Genomic DNA, 15,258 nt, shown 5'->3' with positions numbered 1-15,258 from the left:
TCACAGGGCGCGGACGCCCCCGGTCGCTGTGCCACAATCGAAGCATGCTTCGTTGGCTCACGGCCGGGGAATCCCACGGCCCCGAACTCATCGCCGTCCTGGAGGGTCTCCCTGCCGGGGTCCCGGTCTCGCTCGACGCCATCCGCGCCGACCTGGCCCGCCGCAAGCTCGGCTATGGTCGCGGCGCGCGGATGAAGTTCGAGCAGGACGCGCTCGACATCTCCGGCGGCGTCCGCCACGGCTCCACCCTCGGCAGCCCCATCGCCCTGCGCATCGGCAACACGGAGTGGCCCAAGTGGGTCGACGTGATGAGCGCCGAGCCGGTCGAGCCCGAGAAGCTCGCCGGCGGTCGCGGCGCGGCGCTGACGCGTCCCCGTCCCGGACACGCCGACCTGGTCGGGATGCAGAAGTACGGGTTCGACGAGGCTCGCCCGGTCCTGGAGCGCGCGAGCGCCCGGGAGACCGCTGCGCGCGTCGCCCTCGGCGCCATCGCGCGCTCGTTCCTCGCCGAGCTGGGGATCACCCTGGTCAGCCACACGCTGTCGATCGGTCCCGTGCGCGTCCCGGAGGGATCGCCGCTGCCGACGCCCTCCGATGTCGACACGCTCGACGCCGATCCGCTGCGGTGCTTCGACCCCGCCACGTCCGAGCGGATGGTGGCCGAGGTCGACGCCGCCCACAAGGACGGCGACACCCTCGGCGGCGTCGTCGAGGTGCTCGCGTACGGCGTCCCGCCCGGACTCGGCTCGCACGTCCACTGGGACCGCCGGCTCGACGGCCAGCTCGCGGCCGCGCTCATGGGCATCCAGGCCATCAAGGGCGTGGAGGTCGGCGACGGCTTCCTGACGACCACCCGCCGCGGCTCCGAGGCCCACGACGAGCTCCTCGCGGAGGACGGCACGATCGTGCGCACCAGCGACAAGGCCGGCGGCACCGAGGGCGGGATGAGCACGGGAACGGTCCTGCGGGTCCGCGCCGGCATGAAGCCCATCGCGACCGTGCCGCACGCGCTGCGCACCATCGACATCGCGACGAGCGAAGCGGCGGCGGCGCACCACCAGCGCTCCGACGTCTGCGCGGTGCCGGCGGCCGGCGTGGTCGCCGAGGCGATGGTCGCCCTCGTGCTCGCCAACTCGGTCCTCGAGAAGTTCGGGGGAGACTCCCTGCCCGAGACCGCCCGCAACCTGCGCGGCTACCTGGACGCCATCCCGCAGAACCTGGCGACCGAGCGCGTCAGCGCGCCCTACGCCTGAACGCCGTGACGATCGTCCTGATCGGCCCGCCGGCGGCGGGCAAGACCCGGCTGGGCAAGCGGCTCGCGAAGCGGCTCGGTCTGGGGTTCGTCGACACCGACGCGCGCGTCGTCGCCGCTCACGGCCCGATCTCCGAGATCTTCGCCGATCACGGGGAGCCGCACTTCCGCGCCCTGGAGCGCGCGGCGGTCGCCGCGGCACTGGGCGAGGGCGGCGTGGTGTCGCTGGGCGGCGGGGCCGTGCTCGACCTCGATACCCGCGCCGACCTCTCCGGTCGCCGCGTCGTGCTGCTCACGGTGCAGCCGGAGGCCATCGCACAGCGGATCACCGGCGGCAAACGGCCGCTGGTGTCCGACATCGAATCGTGGAAGCGGCTCGTCGCAGACCGCGCCGAGCTGTACGCATCGCTCGCGGACTACACCGCGGACACCTCGTCCCGTCCGATCGACGCCATCGTGGAGGAGATCGCCCAGTGGGTCGAGCAGGAGGAAGGACACCGATGACCGACGCCGACACCCCCACCGAGATCCTCGTCGCGGGGGACGACCAGTACCCCGTGGTCGTCGGACGCGGCGTGCGCTTCGACCTCGCGGACCACCTGGGCTCCGGCGTGAACAAGGTGCTCCTCGTGCACCCGCCGACCCTGGGCGCCGCGGCCGCCGAGCTGCGCGAGTCGCTGCTCGGCCGCTACGAGGTGCTCCTCGCCGAGGTCCCCGATGCCGAGGCCGCGAAGCGCGTGGAGGTCGCCGCCTTCCTCTGGGGCATCATGGGCCAGGCCGACTTCACCCGCTCGGATGCCGTCGTCGGCTTCGGCGGGGGCGCCGTGACCGACCTCGCCGGCTTCGCCGCCGCGACCTGGCTGCGCGGCGTGAAGCTCGTCCAGGTGCCGACCACGCTGCTCGGGATGGTGGACGCCGCCGTCGGCGGCAAGACCGGCATCAACACGGCGGAGGGCAAGAACCTCGTGGGTGCGTTCTACGCGCCCGCCGCGGTCGTCTGCGACCTCGACACCCTCACGTCCCTGGGTCGCAACGAGATCCTCGCCGGGTTCGGGGAGGTCGTGAAGTACGGCTTCATCGCCGAGCCGGAGATCCTGGACATCATCGAACGCGACGTGGATGTCGCGACGGACCCCGCCTCGCCGGAGTTCCGCCGGCTCGTCGAGCTCTCGATCGGCATCAAGGCGCGCGTGGTGGGGGAGGACTTCACCGAGCAGGGCCTGCGCGAGATCCTCAACTACGGCCACACGCTCGGTCACGCGATCGAGCACGCGGAGCGCTACCAGTGGCGGCACGGCGCGGCCGTCGCCGTCGGCATGGTGTTCGCGGCCGAGCTCGGCCGCCTGAGCGGACGCCTCTCCGACGAGGTCGTGGACCGCCACCGCCGCATCCTGGAGTCCTTGACGTTGCCGACCACGTTCCCGCTGGGACGGTGGCAGACCCTCCTCGCGACCATGCAGCGCGACAAGAAGGCACGCGGCAACCTCCTGCGCTTCATCGTGCTCGACGACATCGGTCGTCCGACCGTGCTCGCCGGCCCCGATCAGAGCCTGCTCTTCGCGGCGTACCAGGAGATCGCGTCCTGATGGCCGAGCGGCCGGTGGCGCAGAAGCTGCTGGTGAAGGAGGGCGACGTCCTGCACCTCGACGGGGCGACTCCCGAGCTCGCCGCCCTGCTCCAGCCGCTGCCGTCGGGTGTGACCGAGGGTCCGGCGGCCGGGGCATCGGTCGCCGTCGTCTTCGTGCGCACGCGGGCCGAGCTGCTCGAACGGTTCGGCGCGGAGCTGCCCGCCCTGGGCGCTGCCCGCGCCGTTTGGTTCGTCTATCCCAAGGGCAACCGCGCCGACCTCAACCGGGACACCATCATCCAGGAGGCCGGCGCGTTCGGCTGGCGGCCGATCAGCAACGTCTCCGTCGACGACGTGTGGTCGGCGGTGCGCGTCCGTCCGCTGACGGACGCCGACGCACCGATAGGGTGAACGGCATGAGCACCGTCCTCGTCCTGAACGGCCCGAACCTCGGCCGCCTCGGCACCCGCGAGCCCGACGTCTACGGGTCGCAGACCCTCGATGACCTCGGTCGGCAGCTCCAGGAGGACGCTCCCGAGCTGCGGATCGACCTGCGGCAGACGGACGCCGAGGCGGAGCTGATCGGCTGGCTGCACGACGCCGCCGACAGCGGCGCGCCCGTCATCCTCAACGCGGGCGCGTGGACCCACTACTCGTACGCGCTGCGCGACGCGGTGTCGCTCGTCACCTCGGCCGGCGGAACGGTGATCGAGGTGCACATCTCGAACCCCCACGCCCGCGAGGAGTTCCGCCACACGAGCGTGATCACCGCCGTCTCGACCGGCGTGATCGCGGGATTCGGCTTCGAGTCCTACCGGCTCGCTCTGGCGTACATTCGCCGAAACGGGCGCTGACGTCTACAATTTTTCCTGGCCGTCGCTTCGCGCGCGGCGATGTGGACCGCTGACGCCCGCGGCATCCACCCGGAACTCTTTCGCAAACTGAATGGATCTCGCGCATGGCATCGACCGCTGACATCAAGAACGGCATCGTCCTCAACATCGACGGACAGCTCTGGAGCGTCATCGAGTTCCAGCACGTGAAGCCGGGCAAGGGTGGCGCGTTCGTCCGCACGAAGCTCAAGAACGTCACGACCGGCAAGACCGTCGACCGCACGTACAACGCCGGCGCCAAGATCGACATCACCAACGTCGACCGCCGCGACTACCAGTACCTGTACCAGGACGGCGCCGACTTCGTCTTCATGGACACCAGCGACTACGACCAGATCACCATCCCGGGCCCGATCGTCGGCGACTCCGCCAACTTCATGCTCGAGAACCAGAACGTGACCGTCGCGCTGCACGAGGGCTCGCCGCTGTACGTCGAGCTCCCCGCCTCGGTCGTGCTGGAGATCACCTACACCGAGCCCGGCCTGCAGGGCGACCGCTCGACCGGCGGCACCAAGCCCGCCACCGTCGAGACCGGCTACCAGATCCAGGTCCCGCTGTTCCTCGAGACCGGCACCCGCGTCAAGGTCGACACCCGCACCGGCGACTACCTCGGCCGCGTCAACGACTAGTGAGCGCCCGGACCAAAGCCCGCAAGCGCGCGCTCGACCTGCTCTACAGCGCCGACCTGCGTCAGACCCCGCTCCGTCAGGCCCTCGCGACCGAGGCCGAGCGTGCGGCGATCGAGCCCGCGCGCGAGGCGTCGTGGCTGTACGCCCGTGAGATCGTCGACGGCGTGATCGACCACCAGGACGAGATCGACGAGCAGATCGAGACCTACGCGCAGGGATGGACCCTCGTGCGGATGCCCGCCGTCGACCGCGCCATCCTGCGCATCGGCGTGTGGGAGCTGCTCTTCAACGACGCGGTCCCCGAGGGGGTCGCGATCTCGGAGGCCGTCGAGGCCGCCACGGTGCTCTCGACCGACGACTCCGCCGGTTTCGTGAACGGGCTGCTCGCCAAGATCGCCCAAAGTAATACGACCAAGTAGATCCACCGCTCCAACCGAAGGGACGACGTGAAGCGCACTCGCCGCATCCTCGCCGCCACCGTCATCGCCGCCGCACTGTCGATCGGCGTCTCGGCCTGCTCCATGTTCGCCGACACCTCCGTGCCGGTCGCGACCGCCAAGGCGCCCACCGGCGTCGACGGCGCCGTGAACTTCGACGACCGCTACATCTCGGCCGGAACAGGCCAGAAGAAGGTCGACATCTGGTTCGACGCGATGTGCCCGGTCTGCGGCGCCTTCGAGAAGGCGAACGGCGACACCCTCGAGAAGGCGGTGAAGGACGGGTCGGTCACGTTGCGCCTCCACCCGCTCACCTTCCTCGACTCCCTCTCGGGCGGCACCGGCTATTCGACCCGTGCGGCGGCGGCGCTCACCTGCGTCGGCGTCCACGACAAGGCCCGCGTGCTCGACTACTACCAGGCGCTGTTCACGGACCAGCCCGAGGAGAACTCGAAGGGCCTGACCGACGACGAGCTCGCGAAGCGGGCCACCGACCTCGGCATCACCGACATCTCCGGGTGCCTCGAGCGCGGCGGTTCGTACCAGGCGTGGGCCCAGGCCAACACGGCGCACTCGCAGAGCGGCCCGATCGAGGTGGACGGCACGAAGGTCCTCGACAAGATCGAGGGCACGCCCACGGTCCTCGTCGACGGCAAGCAGTTCACGGGGAGCATCAGCGACGCGGCCGCGTTCGAGAAGTTCCTGAACGACAAGTGATCGGGGCCGGGCTGATATGCTCGGATCTCGGTAGACATCCTTTAATGAGCCGTCCTGTGAGGCGGGGAAGGAGGTCGGCATGACAGTGCGTACTGTGCTGCAAAAGGCTGACATCACCCGGGCATTGACCCGGATCTCCCACGAGATCCTGGAGTCGAACCGGGGCACGAACGATCTGGTGATCCTGGGCATCCCGACGCGCGGCGTCGAACTCGCCCGCCGGATCGCCGAGACCATCCAGCGCATCGAACCGCAGACCGTCGCGTCGCCCGCCGAGATCGTCGGCGCGCTCGACGTGACGATGTACCGTGACGACCTCGCCCGCAACCCGATCCGGACTCCGCAGCCCACGTCGCTGCCGGGCTCGATCGACGGCAAGACGGTCGTGCTCGTGGATGACGTGCTCTTCTCGGGGCGCACCATCCGCGCGGCGCTGGACGCGCTGAACGACCTGGGTCGCCCGCGGGCCGTGCGCCTGGCGGTGCTCGTCGACCGTGGTCACCGCGAGCTCCCTATCCGCGCGGACTACGTGGGCAAGAACCTGCCCTCCGCGGCGTCGGAGCGCATCTACGTGCGCCTGGAGGGCGTCGACGGGGAGGAGTCGGTGACCATCGAGTCGCCGACGGATGCGGCCGTTCCCGACGGGGCGGAGGCCGGCGCATGAGGCACCTGCTGTCGACCAAGTCCCTGTCCCGCGAGGACGCGATCCGGCTGCTCGACGTCGCCGAGGACATGGCGGACGTGCAGGAGCGCGAGGTCAAGAAGCTCCCGACGCTGCGGGGCAAGACCGTCGTGAACCTCTTCTTCGAGGACTCGACCCGCACCCGCATCTCGTTCGAGGCGGCTGCCAAGCGGCTCTCCGCGGACGTCATCAACTTCTCCGCGAAGGGGTCGAGCGTCTCGAAGGGCGAGAGCCTGAAGGACACCGCGCAGACCCTGGCCGCCATGGGCGCCGACGCCGTGGTCATCCGCCACGGTTCCTCCGGCGCACCCCAGACCCTCGCGACGAGCGGCTGGATCGACGCCGGGATCGTGAACGCCGGCGACGGGATGCACGAGCACCCCACGCAGGCGCTGCTCGACGCGTTCACCATGCGGCGGCGCCTCCACGGCGCGGGATCGCGCGGGCGCGACCTCGACGGCGTCACGGTGACCATCGTCGGCGACATCCTTCACTCCCGCGTGGCGCGGTCCAACGTGTGGCTGCTGCGCACCCTGGGTGCGCAGGTCACGCTGGTCGCGCCGCCGACCCTGCTGCCGGTGGATGTGACCGGCTGGCCGGCGGCGATCGGCTACGACCTCGACGCCGCGATCGACGCCGATCCCGACGTCGTGATGATGCTGCGCATCCAGGGCGAGCGGATGAACGCCGCCTTCTTCCCCAACCCGCGCGAGTACTCGCGGCGCTGGGGCCTGGACGACGAACGGCTCGGGCGCCTGCGCACCGATAGCATTGTGATGCACCCGGGCCCGATGAACCGAGGGCTGGAGATCTCCGCCGCAGCGGCGGACTCGCCCCGCTCGACGGTCAGGGAGCAGGTGGCGAACGGCGTGTCCGTGAGGATGGCGGCGCTCTACCTCCTGCTGTCTGGTGGCGAGCGGGAGGCGTAAGACGACGATGGACGAGAAACTGGCCGAGAAGTATGTGATCGCGGGCGCGACGCTCGCCGACGGCACGCGTGCCGACCTCCTGATCGACGACGGCCGCATCGCGGAGGTGGGCTCCGGCCTCTCCGCCGCGGGCGCGTCGCGGATCGACGCCGACGGGCTCCTGGCGCTGCCGGGACTCGTCGACCTGCACACCCACCTGCGCGAGCCCGGCTACGAGCAGAGCGAGACGGTGCTGACCGGGACGCGGGCTGCCGCTGCGGGAGGCTTCACCGCCGTTTTCGCGATGGCGAACACCTCCCCGGTGGCCGACACCGCCGGTGTGGTCGAGCAGGTCCTGAGCCTGGGGGAGGCCGCGGGGTACGCGACCGTGCGCCCGATCGGGGCCGTGACCGTGGGGCTGGAAGGCGAGCGCCTGGCCGAGCTGGGCGCGATGGCCGACTCCCGCGCCCGGGTCCGCGTCTTCTCCGACGACGGCAAGTGCGTCTCCGACCCGCTGCTCATGCGTCGCGCCCTCGAATACGTGAAGGCGTTCGACGGCGTCATCGCCCAGCACGCCCAGGAGCCGCGGCTCACCGTCGGTGCGCAGATGAACGAGGGCGCCCTGTCGGGCGAGCTCGGTCTCGCCGGCTGGCCCGCGGTCGCCGAGGAGTCGATCATCGCGCGGGACGTGCTCCTGGCCGAGCACGTCGGCTCCCGCCTGCACGTGTGCCACGTCTCGACCGCCGGGTCCGTCGACGTCCTCCGCTGGGCCAAGGCCCGCGGCATCGACGTGACGGCCGAGGTCACGCCGCACCACCTCCTCCTGACCGAGGAGCTCGCGGCCGGGTACGACGCGCGCTACAAGGTGAACCCGCCGCTGCGCCGCGCCGAGGACGTCGAGGCGCTCCGCGCCGGGCTCGCGGACGGCACGATCGACATCGTCGCGACGGACCACGCCCCGCACCCCGTCGAGTCGAAGGACTGCGAGTGGGATGCGGCCGCGTTCGGGATGGTCGGGCTGGAGTCCGCCCTCTCGGTCGTGCACGCCTCGGTGGTCGGTAACGGCCTCCTCGACTGGGCCGATGTCGCCCGCGTGCTGTCGTCGACCCCCGCACGGATCGGCCGGCTCGCCGGGCACGGGACGCCGATCGAGGCCGGAGCGCCCGCCGAGCTGTTCCTCTACGACCCCACCGCGTCGCGCACGTTCGCGACCGGTGACCTCGCCGGGAAGGGCGTCAACTCGCCCTACCTGTCGATGACCCTCCCGGGGCGCGTCGTCGCGACGTTCCACCGGGGCTACGCGACCGTGCTCGACGGCACGGTCGTCGATCTGGAGGCCGCCCGTGGATAAGTTCCTGCCGACCCTGGGCGTCGCGATCGTCCTCGTCCTCATCCTGCTGCTGGCCTTCTGGGGCTGGCGACGACGCGGGCGGCGCGACGTGTCCGCGGGCGGCGGCCACCCGGCCCCCGCCCAGCTCGGCGCACCGACCGCCGCGGCCGACGTGCTCTACGTCGCGACCACCAAGGCAGGGGAGCAGCTCGAGCGGCTCGTCCTGCCGGGTCTGACCTACCGCGGGAAGGGATCGCTCAGCGTCTCGCCCGAGGGGGTCTCGATCAGGGTCGCCGGCGAGCAGCCCGTCTTCGTCCCCGCCTCGACGCTCACCGGCGTCGGCGCGGCCACCTTCACCATCGACCGGGTGGTGGAGCGGGACGGACTGCTCCGGTTCGGATGGACCACCAGCGGCGGGGTCCCCGCCGACAGCTACTTCCGGGTCGTCGACCCGGCCGGCCGCGACGCGGTGACCGCGGCCATCCAGGACATCCTCCCCGGCGCGACGCCGACGGGGAGCACGACGGGCCCCGAGGGCCCGGAAGATCAGGAGGTGTGACGTGGCGGCGAATCAAGCAGTCCTCGTCCTCGAAGACGGGAAGCGCTATGTGGGCCGGGCCTACGGCGCCACCGGGCGGACGCTCGGCGAAGCGGTCTTCTCGACCGGCATGACCGGCTACCAGGAGACGCTCACCGACCCGTCGTACGCGGGTCAGATCGTCCTCATGACGGCGCCGCACATCGGCAACACCGGCACCAACGACGAGGACATGGAGTCCCGCCAGATCTGGGTCGCCGGTTACGTGGTGCGCGAGCCCAGCCGGGTCGTGTCCAACTTCCGCGCACAGCGCAGCCTCGACGACGACCTGGTCGCCCAGGGCGTCGTCGGCATCAGCGGCATCGACACGCGCGCCGTGACGCGGCACATCCGCTCGGCGGGCGCCATGCGCGCCGGGATCTTCTCCGGTGCGGACTTCGAGCTCTCGGACAGCGAGCAGCTGGAGCTGGTGCGCAGCGCCGCCGCGATGAGTGGCCGCAACCTCTCGGCGGAGGTGTCGACGGTCGAGCCGTACACGATCCCTGCCGTCGGCGAGAAGGTCGGCTCGGTCGCGGTGCTCGACCTCGGCGTGAAGAAGTCCACCCTCGAGAACCTCGCCGGGCGCGGTCTCGACGTGCACGTCCTCCCGCAGCAGGTCTCGGCGCAGGATGTGCTCGACCTCGGCGTCTCCGCGCTGTTCTTCTCGAACGGCCCGGGCGACCCGAAGGCCTCGGACCGCCACGTCGCCCTGCTGCAGGAGACCCTGCGTGCCGGGCTGCCGTACTTCGGCATCTGCTTCGGCAACCAGCTCCTGGGCCGGGCGCTCGGGCTCCCGACCTACAAGCTGCCGTTCGGTCACCGCGGCATCAACCAGCCGGTGCTCGACAAGCGCACCGGCCGGGTCGAGATCACGGCGCAGAACCACGGCTTCGCCGTGCAGGCGCCGATCGACGCCGCGTTCGACTCCCCGGCCGGCTTCGGTCGCGTCGAGGTCAGCCACTTCAGCCTGAACGACAACGTCGTGGAGGGGCTGAACTGCCTCGATCTGAACGCCTTCAGCGTCCAGTACCACCCGGAGGCCGCGGCCGGCCCGCACGACGCCAACTACCTCTTCGACCGCTTCCTCAGCGTGATCACCGGTCGCGAGACCGCCGAAGCTGAGCCCACCAAGGAGGCCGGCGCCTGATGCCGAAGCGCACCGACATCTCATCCGTCCTGGTCATCGGCTCCGGCCCGATCGTCATCGGCCAGGCCTGCGAGTTCGACTACTCCGGCACCCAGGCGTGCCGGGTCCTCAAGCAGGAGGGCGTCCGCGTCATCCTGGTCAACTCGAACCCGGCCACGATCATGACCGACCCCGACTTCGCGGACGCCACCTATGTGGAGCCGATCACCTGGCAGGTCATCGAGACCATCATCGCCAAGGAGAAGCCGGACGCCATCCTGCCGACCCTCGGCGGCCAGACCGCGCTGAACGCGGCCATGCAGCTGCACGAGCACGGGATCCTCGAGAAGTACGGCGTCGAGCTCATCGGCGCGAAGTTCGAGGCGATCCAGAAGGGCGAGGACCGCCAGATCTTCAAGGAGCTGGTCATCGAGGCCGGCGCCGAGGTGGCGCGCTCGCACATCGCCCACACCGTGGAGGAGGCGCTCGAGTACGCCGAGGACCTCGGCTACCCGCTCGTCGTCCGCCCGTCGTTCACCATGGGCGGCCTGGGCTCGGGCTTCGCGTACACGCCGGACGAGCTGCGCCGCATCGTCGGCGACGGCATCCACCAGAGCCCGACCAGCGAGGTGCTCCTCGAGGAGTCCATCCTCGGCTGGAAGGAGTACGAGCTCGAGCTCATGCGCGACACCTCCGACAACACGGTGGTCGTCTGCTCGATCGAGAACGTCGACCCGGTCGGCGTGCACACCGGCGACTCGATCACGGTCGCGCCGGCGCTCACGCTGACGGACCGCGAGTACCAGAAGCTGCGCGACATCGGCATCGACATCATCCGCGCGGTCGGCGTCGACACCGGCGGCTGCAACATCCAGTTCGCGGTGAACCCGGAGAACGGGCGCATCATCGTCATCGAGATGAACCCGCGCGTCTCGCGCTCGTCCGCGCTGGCATCGAAGGCGACCGGCTTCCCGATCGCGAAGATCGCGGCGAAGCTGGCCATCGGCTACCGCCTCGACGAGATCCCGAACGACATCACCGGCGTCACCCCGGCGAGCTTCGAGCCGACCCTCGACTACGTCGTGGTCAAGGTCCCGCGGTTCGCGTTCGAGAAGTTCCCGGCCGCCGACCCGACGCTCACGACGACCATGAAGTCGGTCGGCGAGGCGATGGCGATCGGCCGCAGCTTCTCGTCGGCGCTGCAGAAGGCGCTCCGCTCGCTCGAGAAGCGCGGTTCGTCGTTCCACTGGGGTGCGGAGGCGCGCACCGTCGAGGAGCTGCTGGAGTCCATCCAGACGCCCACCGACGGCCGCATCGTCGACGTGCAGCAGGCGCTCCGCCTCGGCGCGACGCCGGAGCAGGTCTTCGAGTCGACCAAGATCGATCCCTGGTTCATCGACCAGATCGTCCTCATCAACGAGGTCGCCGAGCAGATCCGCGACGCGGACACCCTCGACACCGACACCCTCCGCTACGCGAAGGACCACGGCTTCTCCGACGCCCAGATCGGCGAGCTCCGTGGCTTCGGCGAGGCCGACGTGCGGGAGGTGCGCCACATCCTCGGCGTCCGCCCGGTCTACAAGACGGTCGACACCTGCGCGGGCGAGTTCCCGGCGCTCACGCCGTACCACTACTCCAGCTACGACCTGGAGACGGAGGTCGTGCCGAGCGACCGGCGCAAGGTCGTCATCCTGGGCTCCGGCCCGAACCGCATCGGCCAGGGAGTCGAGTTCGACTACTCCTGCGTGCACGCGTCGTTCGCGCTGCACGACGCCGGGTTCGAGACGATCATGATCAACTGCAACCCCGAGACGGTCTCGACCGACTACGACACCAGCGACCGCCTGTACTTCGAGCCGCTGACGCTCGAGGACGTGCTGGAGGTCATCCATGCGGAGTCGCAGTCCGGCGAGCTCGTCGGCGTCGTCGTGCAGCTCGGCGGCCAGACGGCCCTCGGCCTCGCGAAGGGCCTGGAGGCGGCCGGCGTCCCCATCCTCGGCACCACGCCCGAGGCGATCGACCTGGCGGAGGAGCGCGGCCTGTTCGCGGAGATCCTCGACAACGCCGGCCTGCTGGCCCCGCGCAACGGCACCGCGATCGACTTCCCGAGCGCGGCCCAGGCGGCGGAGCAGATCGGCTACCCCGTGCTGGTCCGCCCGAGCTTCGTGCTCGGCGGCCGCGGTATGGAGATCGTCTACGACACCCCGTCGCTCGCCGACTACTTCGAGCGCGTCGCGGGCCAGGGCATCGTCGGACCGGCGCACCCGCTGCTGGTCGACCGCTTCCTCGACGACGCGATCGAGATCGACGTCGACGCGCTCTTCGACGGCGATCGGCTCTACATCGGCGGCGTGATGGAGCACATCGAGGAGGCCGGCATCCACTCCGGCGACTCGAGCTGCACCCTCCCGCCGATCACGCTCGGCCGGCGCGAGATCGACCGCGTCCGCGAGGCGACGCTCAAGATCGCCCAGGGCATCGGCGTGCGCGGGCTGCTGAACGTGCAGTTCGCGATCGGCGCCGGCGTGCTCTACGTGCTGGAGGCGAACCCGCGCGCGTCGCGCACCGTGCCGTTCGTCTCGAAGGCGCTCGGCATCCCGCTGGCGAAGGCCGCCTCCCGGATCATGGTCGGCGACACCGTCGACGGCCTGATCGCGGAGGGCATGCTCCCGGAGCAGGACGGCTCGGTCATCCCGATGGACTCCCCGGTGGCGGTGAAGGAGGCGGTGCTGCCGTTCAAACGGTTCCGCACCCGCGACGGCAAGATCGTCGACTCCGTGCTCGGCCCGGAGATGCGATCGACCGGTGAGGTCATGGGCATCGACAAGGACTTCCCGACCGCGTTCGCGAAGAGCCAGGCAGGCGCGTACGGCGGCATGCCGCTCACGGGTACCGTGTTCGTCTCCGTCTCGGACCGCGACAAGCGCGCCATCGTGCTCCCCGTGCTGCGGCTGAAGCAGCTCGGCTACGAGATCCTCGCCACGGAGGGCACCGCGGAGGTGCTCAACCGCAATGGCATCGAGGCGCGGGTCGTGCGCAAGTACAGCGAGTCGCCGGACGACTCGATCGTCGACCTGATCACCCGCAGCGCGGTGGACGTCGTGATCAACACGCCGAGCGGCGGCACCTCGCGCGCAGACGGCTACGAGATCCGCGCGGCCGCGGTGGCGGGGGACAAGCCGCTCTTCACGACCATCGCCGAGCTGAGCGCCGCCGTCGCCTCCCTCGACGCCGTGCGCGAGGGCTTCGAGGTGACGTCGCTGCAGGAGTACGCGCTGCAGCGGGCGTCGCGCGCATGACCGCTGTCGGTGCAGCGTTCGGCGACCGCCTCGCGGAGGCGTTCGCCGAACGCGGCCGGCTGTGCGTCGGTATCGACCCGCACGCGCACCTGCTCGCCGACTGGGGCCTCCCGGCCTCGGCGGCGGGCGTGCGCGAGTTCGGGCTGATCGCGGTGGAGGCCGCGGCCGGGCGGGCCGGGCTGGTCAAGCCCCAGGTGGCGTTCTTCGAGCGCTTCGGCTCCGCGGGCTACGCCGCGCTGGAGGAGGTCATCGCTGCCGCGCGTGCCGCCGGCCTCCTGGTGATCGCCGACGCGAAGCGCGGCGACATCGGCACCAGCGTGACCGCTTACGCGGAGTCCTGGCTCACGCCGGGCTCGCCGCTGGAGGCGGATGCTCTGACGGTGTCGGCCTTCCAGGGCGTCGGGTCGATCTCCGAACCGATGCGCCTGGCCGAGGAGCACGGCAAGGGCCTCTTCGTGCTCGCGGCGACCTCCAACCCCGAGGCCGCGGTCGTCCAGCAGGCCGTCGTCGCCTCCGGACCGCGTGCCGGGATGACCGTCGCGCGTGCGATCATCGAAGACGTGCACGAGTTCAACCAGCAGCAGCCGCCGCACGCCTACGGCACCGTCGGGTTGGTGCTCGGCGCGACCGTGGATCTCGCCGCGTACGGCATCGATACGGCCGGCGCGCCGGTCACGCCGGCCTTCCCCGTCCTCGCCCCGGGCTTCGGCCACCAGGGCGCGCGCGTCGAGGACGCTCCGCGTCTGTTCGGCACGCTGTCGCCGGGCGTGATCGTGAGCGAGTCCCGCGGCGTGCTCGGCGCCGGTCCGCGCGACCTCGCCGACGCCGTCGCGCACCGCGCCGAGGAGGTACGCGCCAGCCATGGCTGAGACCGCCTCCCGCCGTCCGGCCCCGCCCGACGTCGACCGCCGTGCCGCCTCCGAGGCGGCCGTCGCGGCCCGTCGCGCCCGCGCCGCGGTGAAGAAGTCGATCGCCTCGCGCGAGGTGTCGCCCCTCACTGTGCTCGATCACGCCACCGCCCAGCCGGACGGCGTCGAGGGCCGCCTGCGGGTGACGGAGTTCCTGCTCAGCGTCCCCGCCATCGGCACCACCAAGATGAACGAGGCGCTCGCGAAGCTGGGCATCTCGCCCGCCAAACGGCTCGGCGGCCTCGGCCGTCACCAGCGGCTGCGCCTGCGCGACTTCCTCATCGAGCGCGAGAACAAGGCCGGACGTCAGCGCAACCAGCTCGTCGTCCTGGCCGGCCCGACCGCGGTCGGCAAGGGCACCGTCTCGACGTACATCCGCGAGAACTACCCGGACGTACTGCTCTCGGTCTCGGCGACGACCCGTGCCCCGCGGCCCGGGGAGGTCGACGGCGTGAACTACTACTTCGTCGACGACGAGGAGTTCGACCGGATGATCGAGGAGGGCGAGCTGCTCGAGTACGCGACGGTCCACAACGCGTACCGCTACGGCACGCCGCGCGGACCGATCGAGAAGGCGCTGGACGACGGCAAGAGCGTGCTGCTCGAGATCGACCTGCAGGGCGCGCGGAGCGTTCGGGAGAGCATGCCCGAGGCGCGACTCATCTTCCTGCTGCCTCCGACGTGGGAGGAACTGGTGCGCCGGCTCATCGGCCGGGGCACCGAGGACTCCGCCGAACAGGCGCGCCGGCTGGAGACCGCGAAGGTCGAGCTGGCCGCCCAGGACGAGTTCGACCACCGCGTCGTGAACCACGACGTCGCCGAGGCGGCCCGCGAGGTCGTAGACTTGATGAAGGTCCGCGCGGCGCCGTCGCGTCCGTAGACCGCCATCGTCGCGCCGCACCCGGCGCCGGCCGACGCACGTCGGCCGCCCAG

Annotated in this window: 16 protein-coding genes; all 16 read left to right on the top strand. The window is 70.9% G+C overall.

Annotation, left to right across the window (positions count from 1 at the left end; all coding sequences use genetic code 11):
* The first annotated feature begins 44 nt into the window (after nt 1-44).
* The 16 genes from aroC (at nt 45) to gmk (ending at nt 15,205) form a co-directional block, all read left to right on the top strand.
* The gene (gene aroC / locus FHX33_RS06900; protein ID WP_021757566.1) at nt 45-1,253 is read left to right on the top strand and encodes a chorismate synthase; all 1,209 of its coding nucleotides are present in this window, start codon (nt 45-47) and stop codon (nt 1,251-1,253) included.
* Nucleotides 1,254-1,258: 5 nt separating this feature from the next.
* Nucleotides 1,259-1,756, top strand: a complete 498-nt coding sequence (locus FHX33_RS06895; RefSeq protein ID WP_179702011.1) for a shikimate kinase — start codon at nt 1,259-1,261, stop codon at nt 1,754-1,756.
* Nucleotides 1,753-2,838, top strand: coding sequence for a 3-dehydroquinate synthase (gene aroB / locus FHX33_RS06890; RefSeq protein ID WP_021762403.1), 1,086 nt, complete (start codon nt 1,753-1,755; stop codon nt 2,836-2,838). Before FHX33_RS06895 ends, aroB begins: the two co-directional genes overlap by 4 nt.
* Nucleotides 2,838-3,230: a hypothetical protein gene (locus FHX33_RS06885; RefSeq protein ID WP_021762402.1), complete on the top strand. Its 393-nt coding sequence runs from the start codon at nt 2,838-2,840 to the stop codon at nt 3,228-3,230. The genes aroB and FHX33_RS06885 overlap by 1 nt, the downstream gene beginning before the upstream one ends.
* A 5-nt stretch (nt 3,231-3,235) precedes the next feature.
* Entirely contained in the window at nt 3,236-3,673 is a 438-nt protein-coding gene (locus FHX33_RS06880; RefSeq protein WP_021762401.1) for a type II 3-dehydroquinate dehydratase, read from the top strand.
* Between the two features lie 104 nt (nt 3,674-3,777).
* Nucleotides 3,778-4,341: an elongation factor P gene (gene efp / locus FHX33_RS06875; RefSeq protein ID WP_021762400.1), complete on the top strand. Its 564-nt coding sequence runs from the start codon at nt 3,778-3,780 to the stop codon at nt 4,339-4,341.
* Entirely contained in the window at nt 4,341-4,760 is a 420-nt protein-coding gene (nusB, locus tag FHX33_RS06870; RefSeq protein WP_021762399.1) for a transcription antitermination factor NusB, read from the top strand. The genes efp and nusB overlap by 1 nt, the downstream gene beginning before the upstream one ends.
* Before the next feature lie 27 nt (nt 4,761-4,787).
* Complete coding sequence (locus FHX33_RS06865; protein ID WP_021762398.1) at nt 4,788-5,495, top strand: DsbA family protein; 708 nt, start codon at nt 4,788-4,790, stop codon at nt 5,493-5,495.
* Between the two features lie 79 nt (nt 5,496-5,574).
* On the top strand, nt 5,575-6,159 hold the full coding sequence (pyrR, locus tag FHX33_RS06860; RefSeq protein WP_021762397.1) for a bifunctional pyr operon transcriptional regulator/uracil phosphoribosyltransferase PyrR: 585 nt from the start codon (nt 5,575-5,577) through the stop codon (nt 6,157-6,159).
* Nucleotides 6,156-7,106 carry an aspartate carbamoyltransferase catalytic subunit gene (locus FHX33_RS06855; protein ID WP_021762396.1) on the top strand — a complete coding sequence of 317 codons (951 nt, stop codon included), beginning with the start codon at nt 6,156-6,158 and terminating at the stop codon, nt 7,104-7,106. The genes pyrR and FHX33_RS06855 overlap by 4 nt, the downstream gene beginning before the upstream one ends.
* A 7-nt stretch (nt 7,107-7,113) precedes the next feature.
* Entirely contained in the window at nt 7,114-8,436 is a 1,323-nt protein-coding gene (locus FHX33_RS06850; RefSeq protein WP_021762395.1) for a dihydroorotase, read from the top strand.
* Nucleotides 8,429-8,974, top strand: a complete 546-nt coding sequence (locus FHX33_RS06845) for a PH-like domain-containing protein (protein ID WP_021762394.1) — start codon at nt 8,429-8,431, stop codon at nt 8,972-8,974. The genes FHX33_RS06850 and FHX33_RS06845 overlap by 8 nt, the downstream gene beginning before the upstream one ends.
* A 1-nt stretch (nt 8,975) precedes the next feature.
* A complete protein-coding gene (carA, locus tag FHX33_RS06840) occupies nt 8,976-10,139 on the top strand; it encodes a glutamine-hydrolyzing carbamoyl-phosphate synthase small subunit (protein WP_021762393.1) in 1,164 nt (387 codons plus the stop codon).
* A complete protein-coding gene (gene carB / locus FHX33_RS06835) occupies nt 10,139-13,417 on the top strand; it encodes a carbamoyl-phosphate synthase large subunit (protein ID WP_021762392.1) in 3,279 nt (1,092 codons plus the stop codon). The genes carA and carB overlap by 1 nt, the downstream gene beginning before the upstream one ends.
* Nucleotides 13,414-14,286: an orotidine-5'-phosphate decarboxylase gene (gene pyrF, locus FHX33_RS06830; RefSeq protein WP_183428293.1), complete on the top strand. Its 873-nt coding sequence runs from the start codon at nt 13,414-13,416 to the stop codon at nt 14,284-14,286. Before carB ends, pyrF begins: the two co-directional genes overlap by 4 nt.
* Complete coding sequence (gmk, locus tag FHX33_RS06825; protein WP_179702020.1) at nt 14,279-15,205, top strand: guanylate kinase; 927 nt, start codon at nt 14,279-14,281, stop codon at nt 15,203-15,205. Before pyrF ends, gmk begins: the two co-directional genes overlap by 8 nt.
* Nucleotides 15,206-15,258: the final 53 nt, after the last annotated feature.

The organism is Leifsonia aquatica, assembly GCF_014190775.1.
Classification (GTDB): Bacteria; Actinomycetota; Actinomycetes; order Actinomycetales; family Microbacteriaceae; genus Leifsonia; species Leifsonia aquatica.
The sequence above is the reverse complement of the archived record's forward strand: the minus strand, read 5'-3'. Positions and strand labels throughout refer to the sequence as shown.

Bases quoted from the DNA above. Each gene is read 5' to 3' on its own strand.
- pyrF (WP_183428293.1), top strand. From the start codon at position 13,414: ATGACCGCTGTCGGTGCAGCGTTCGGCGACCGCCTCGCGGAGGCGTTC.
- aroC (WP_021757566.1), top strand. From the start codon at position 45: ATGCTTCGTTGGCTCACGGCCGGGGAATCCCACGGCCCCGAACTCATC.
- carB (WP_021762392.1), top strand. From the start codon at position 10,139: ATGCCGAAGCGCACCGACATCTCATCCGTCCTGGTCATCGGCTCCGGC.
- FHX33_RS06880 (WP_021762401.1), top strand. From the start codon at position 3,236: ATGAGCACCGTCCTCGTCCTGAACGGCCCGAACCTCGGCCGCCTCGGC.
- FHX33_RS06850 (WP_021762395.1), top strand. From the start codon at position 7,114: ATGGACGAGAAACTGGCCGAGAAGTATGTGATCGCGGGCGCGACGCTC.
- efp (WP_021762400.1), top strand. From the start codon at position 3,778: ATGGCATCGACCGCTGACATCAAGAACGGCATCGTCCTCAACATCGAC.
- aroB (WP_021762403.1), top strand. From the start codon at position 1,753: ATGACCGACGCCGACACCCCCACCGAGATCCTCGTCGCGGGGGACGAC.
- gmk (WP_179702020.1), top strand. From the start codon at position 14,279: ATGGCTGAGACCGCCTCCCGCCGTCCGGCCCCGCCCGACGTCGACCGC.
- pyrR (WP_021762397.1), top strand. From the start codon at position 5,575: ATGACAGTGCGTACTGTGCTGCAAAAGGCTGACATCACCCGGGCATTG.
- FHX33_RS06855 (WP_021762396.1), top strand. From the start codon at position 6,156: ATGAGGCACCTGCTGTCGACCAAGTCCCTGTCCCGCGAGGACGCGATC.
- FHX33_RS06885 (WP_021762402.1), top strand. From the start codon at position 2,838: ATGGCCGAGCGGCCGGTGGCGCAGAAGCTGCTGGTGAAGGAGGGCGAC.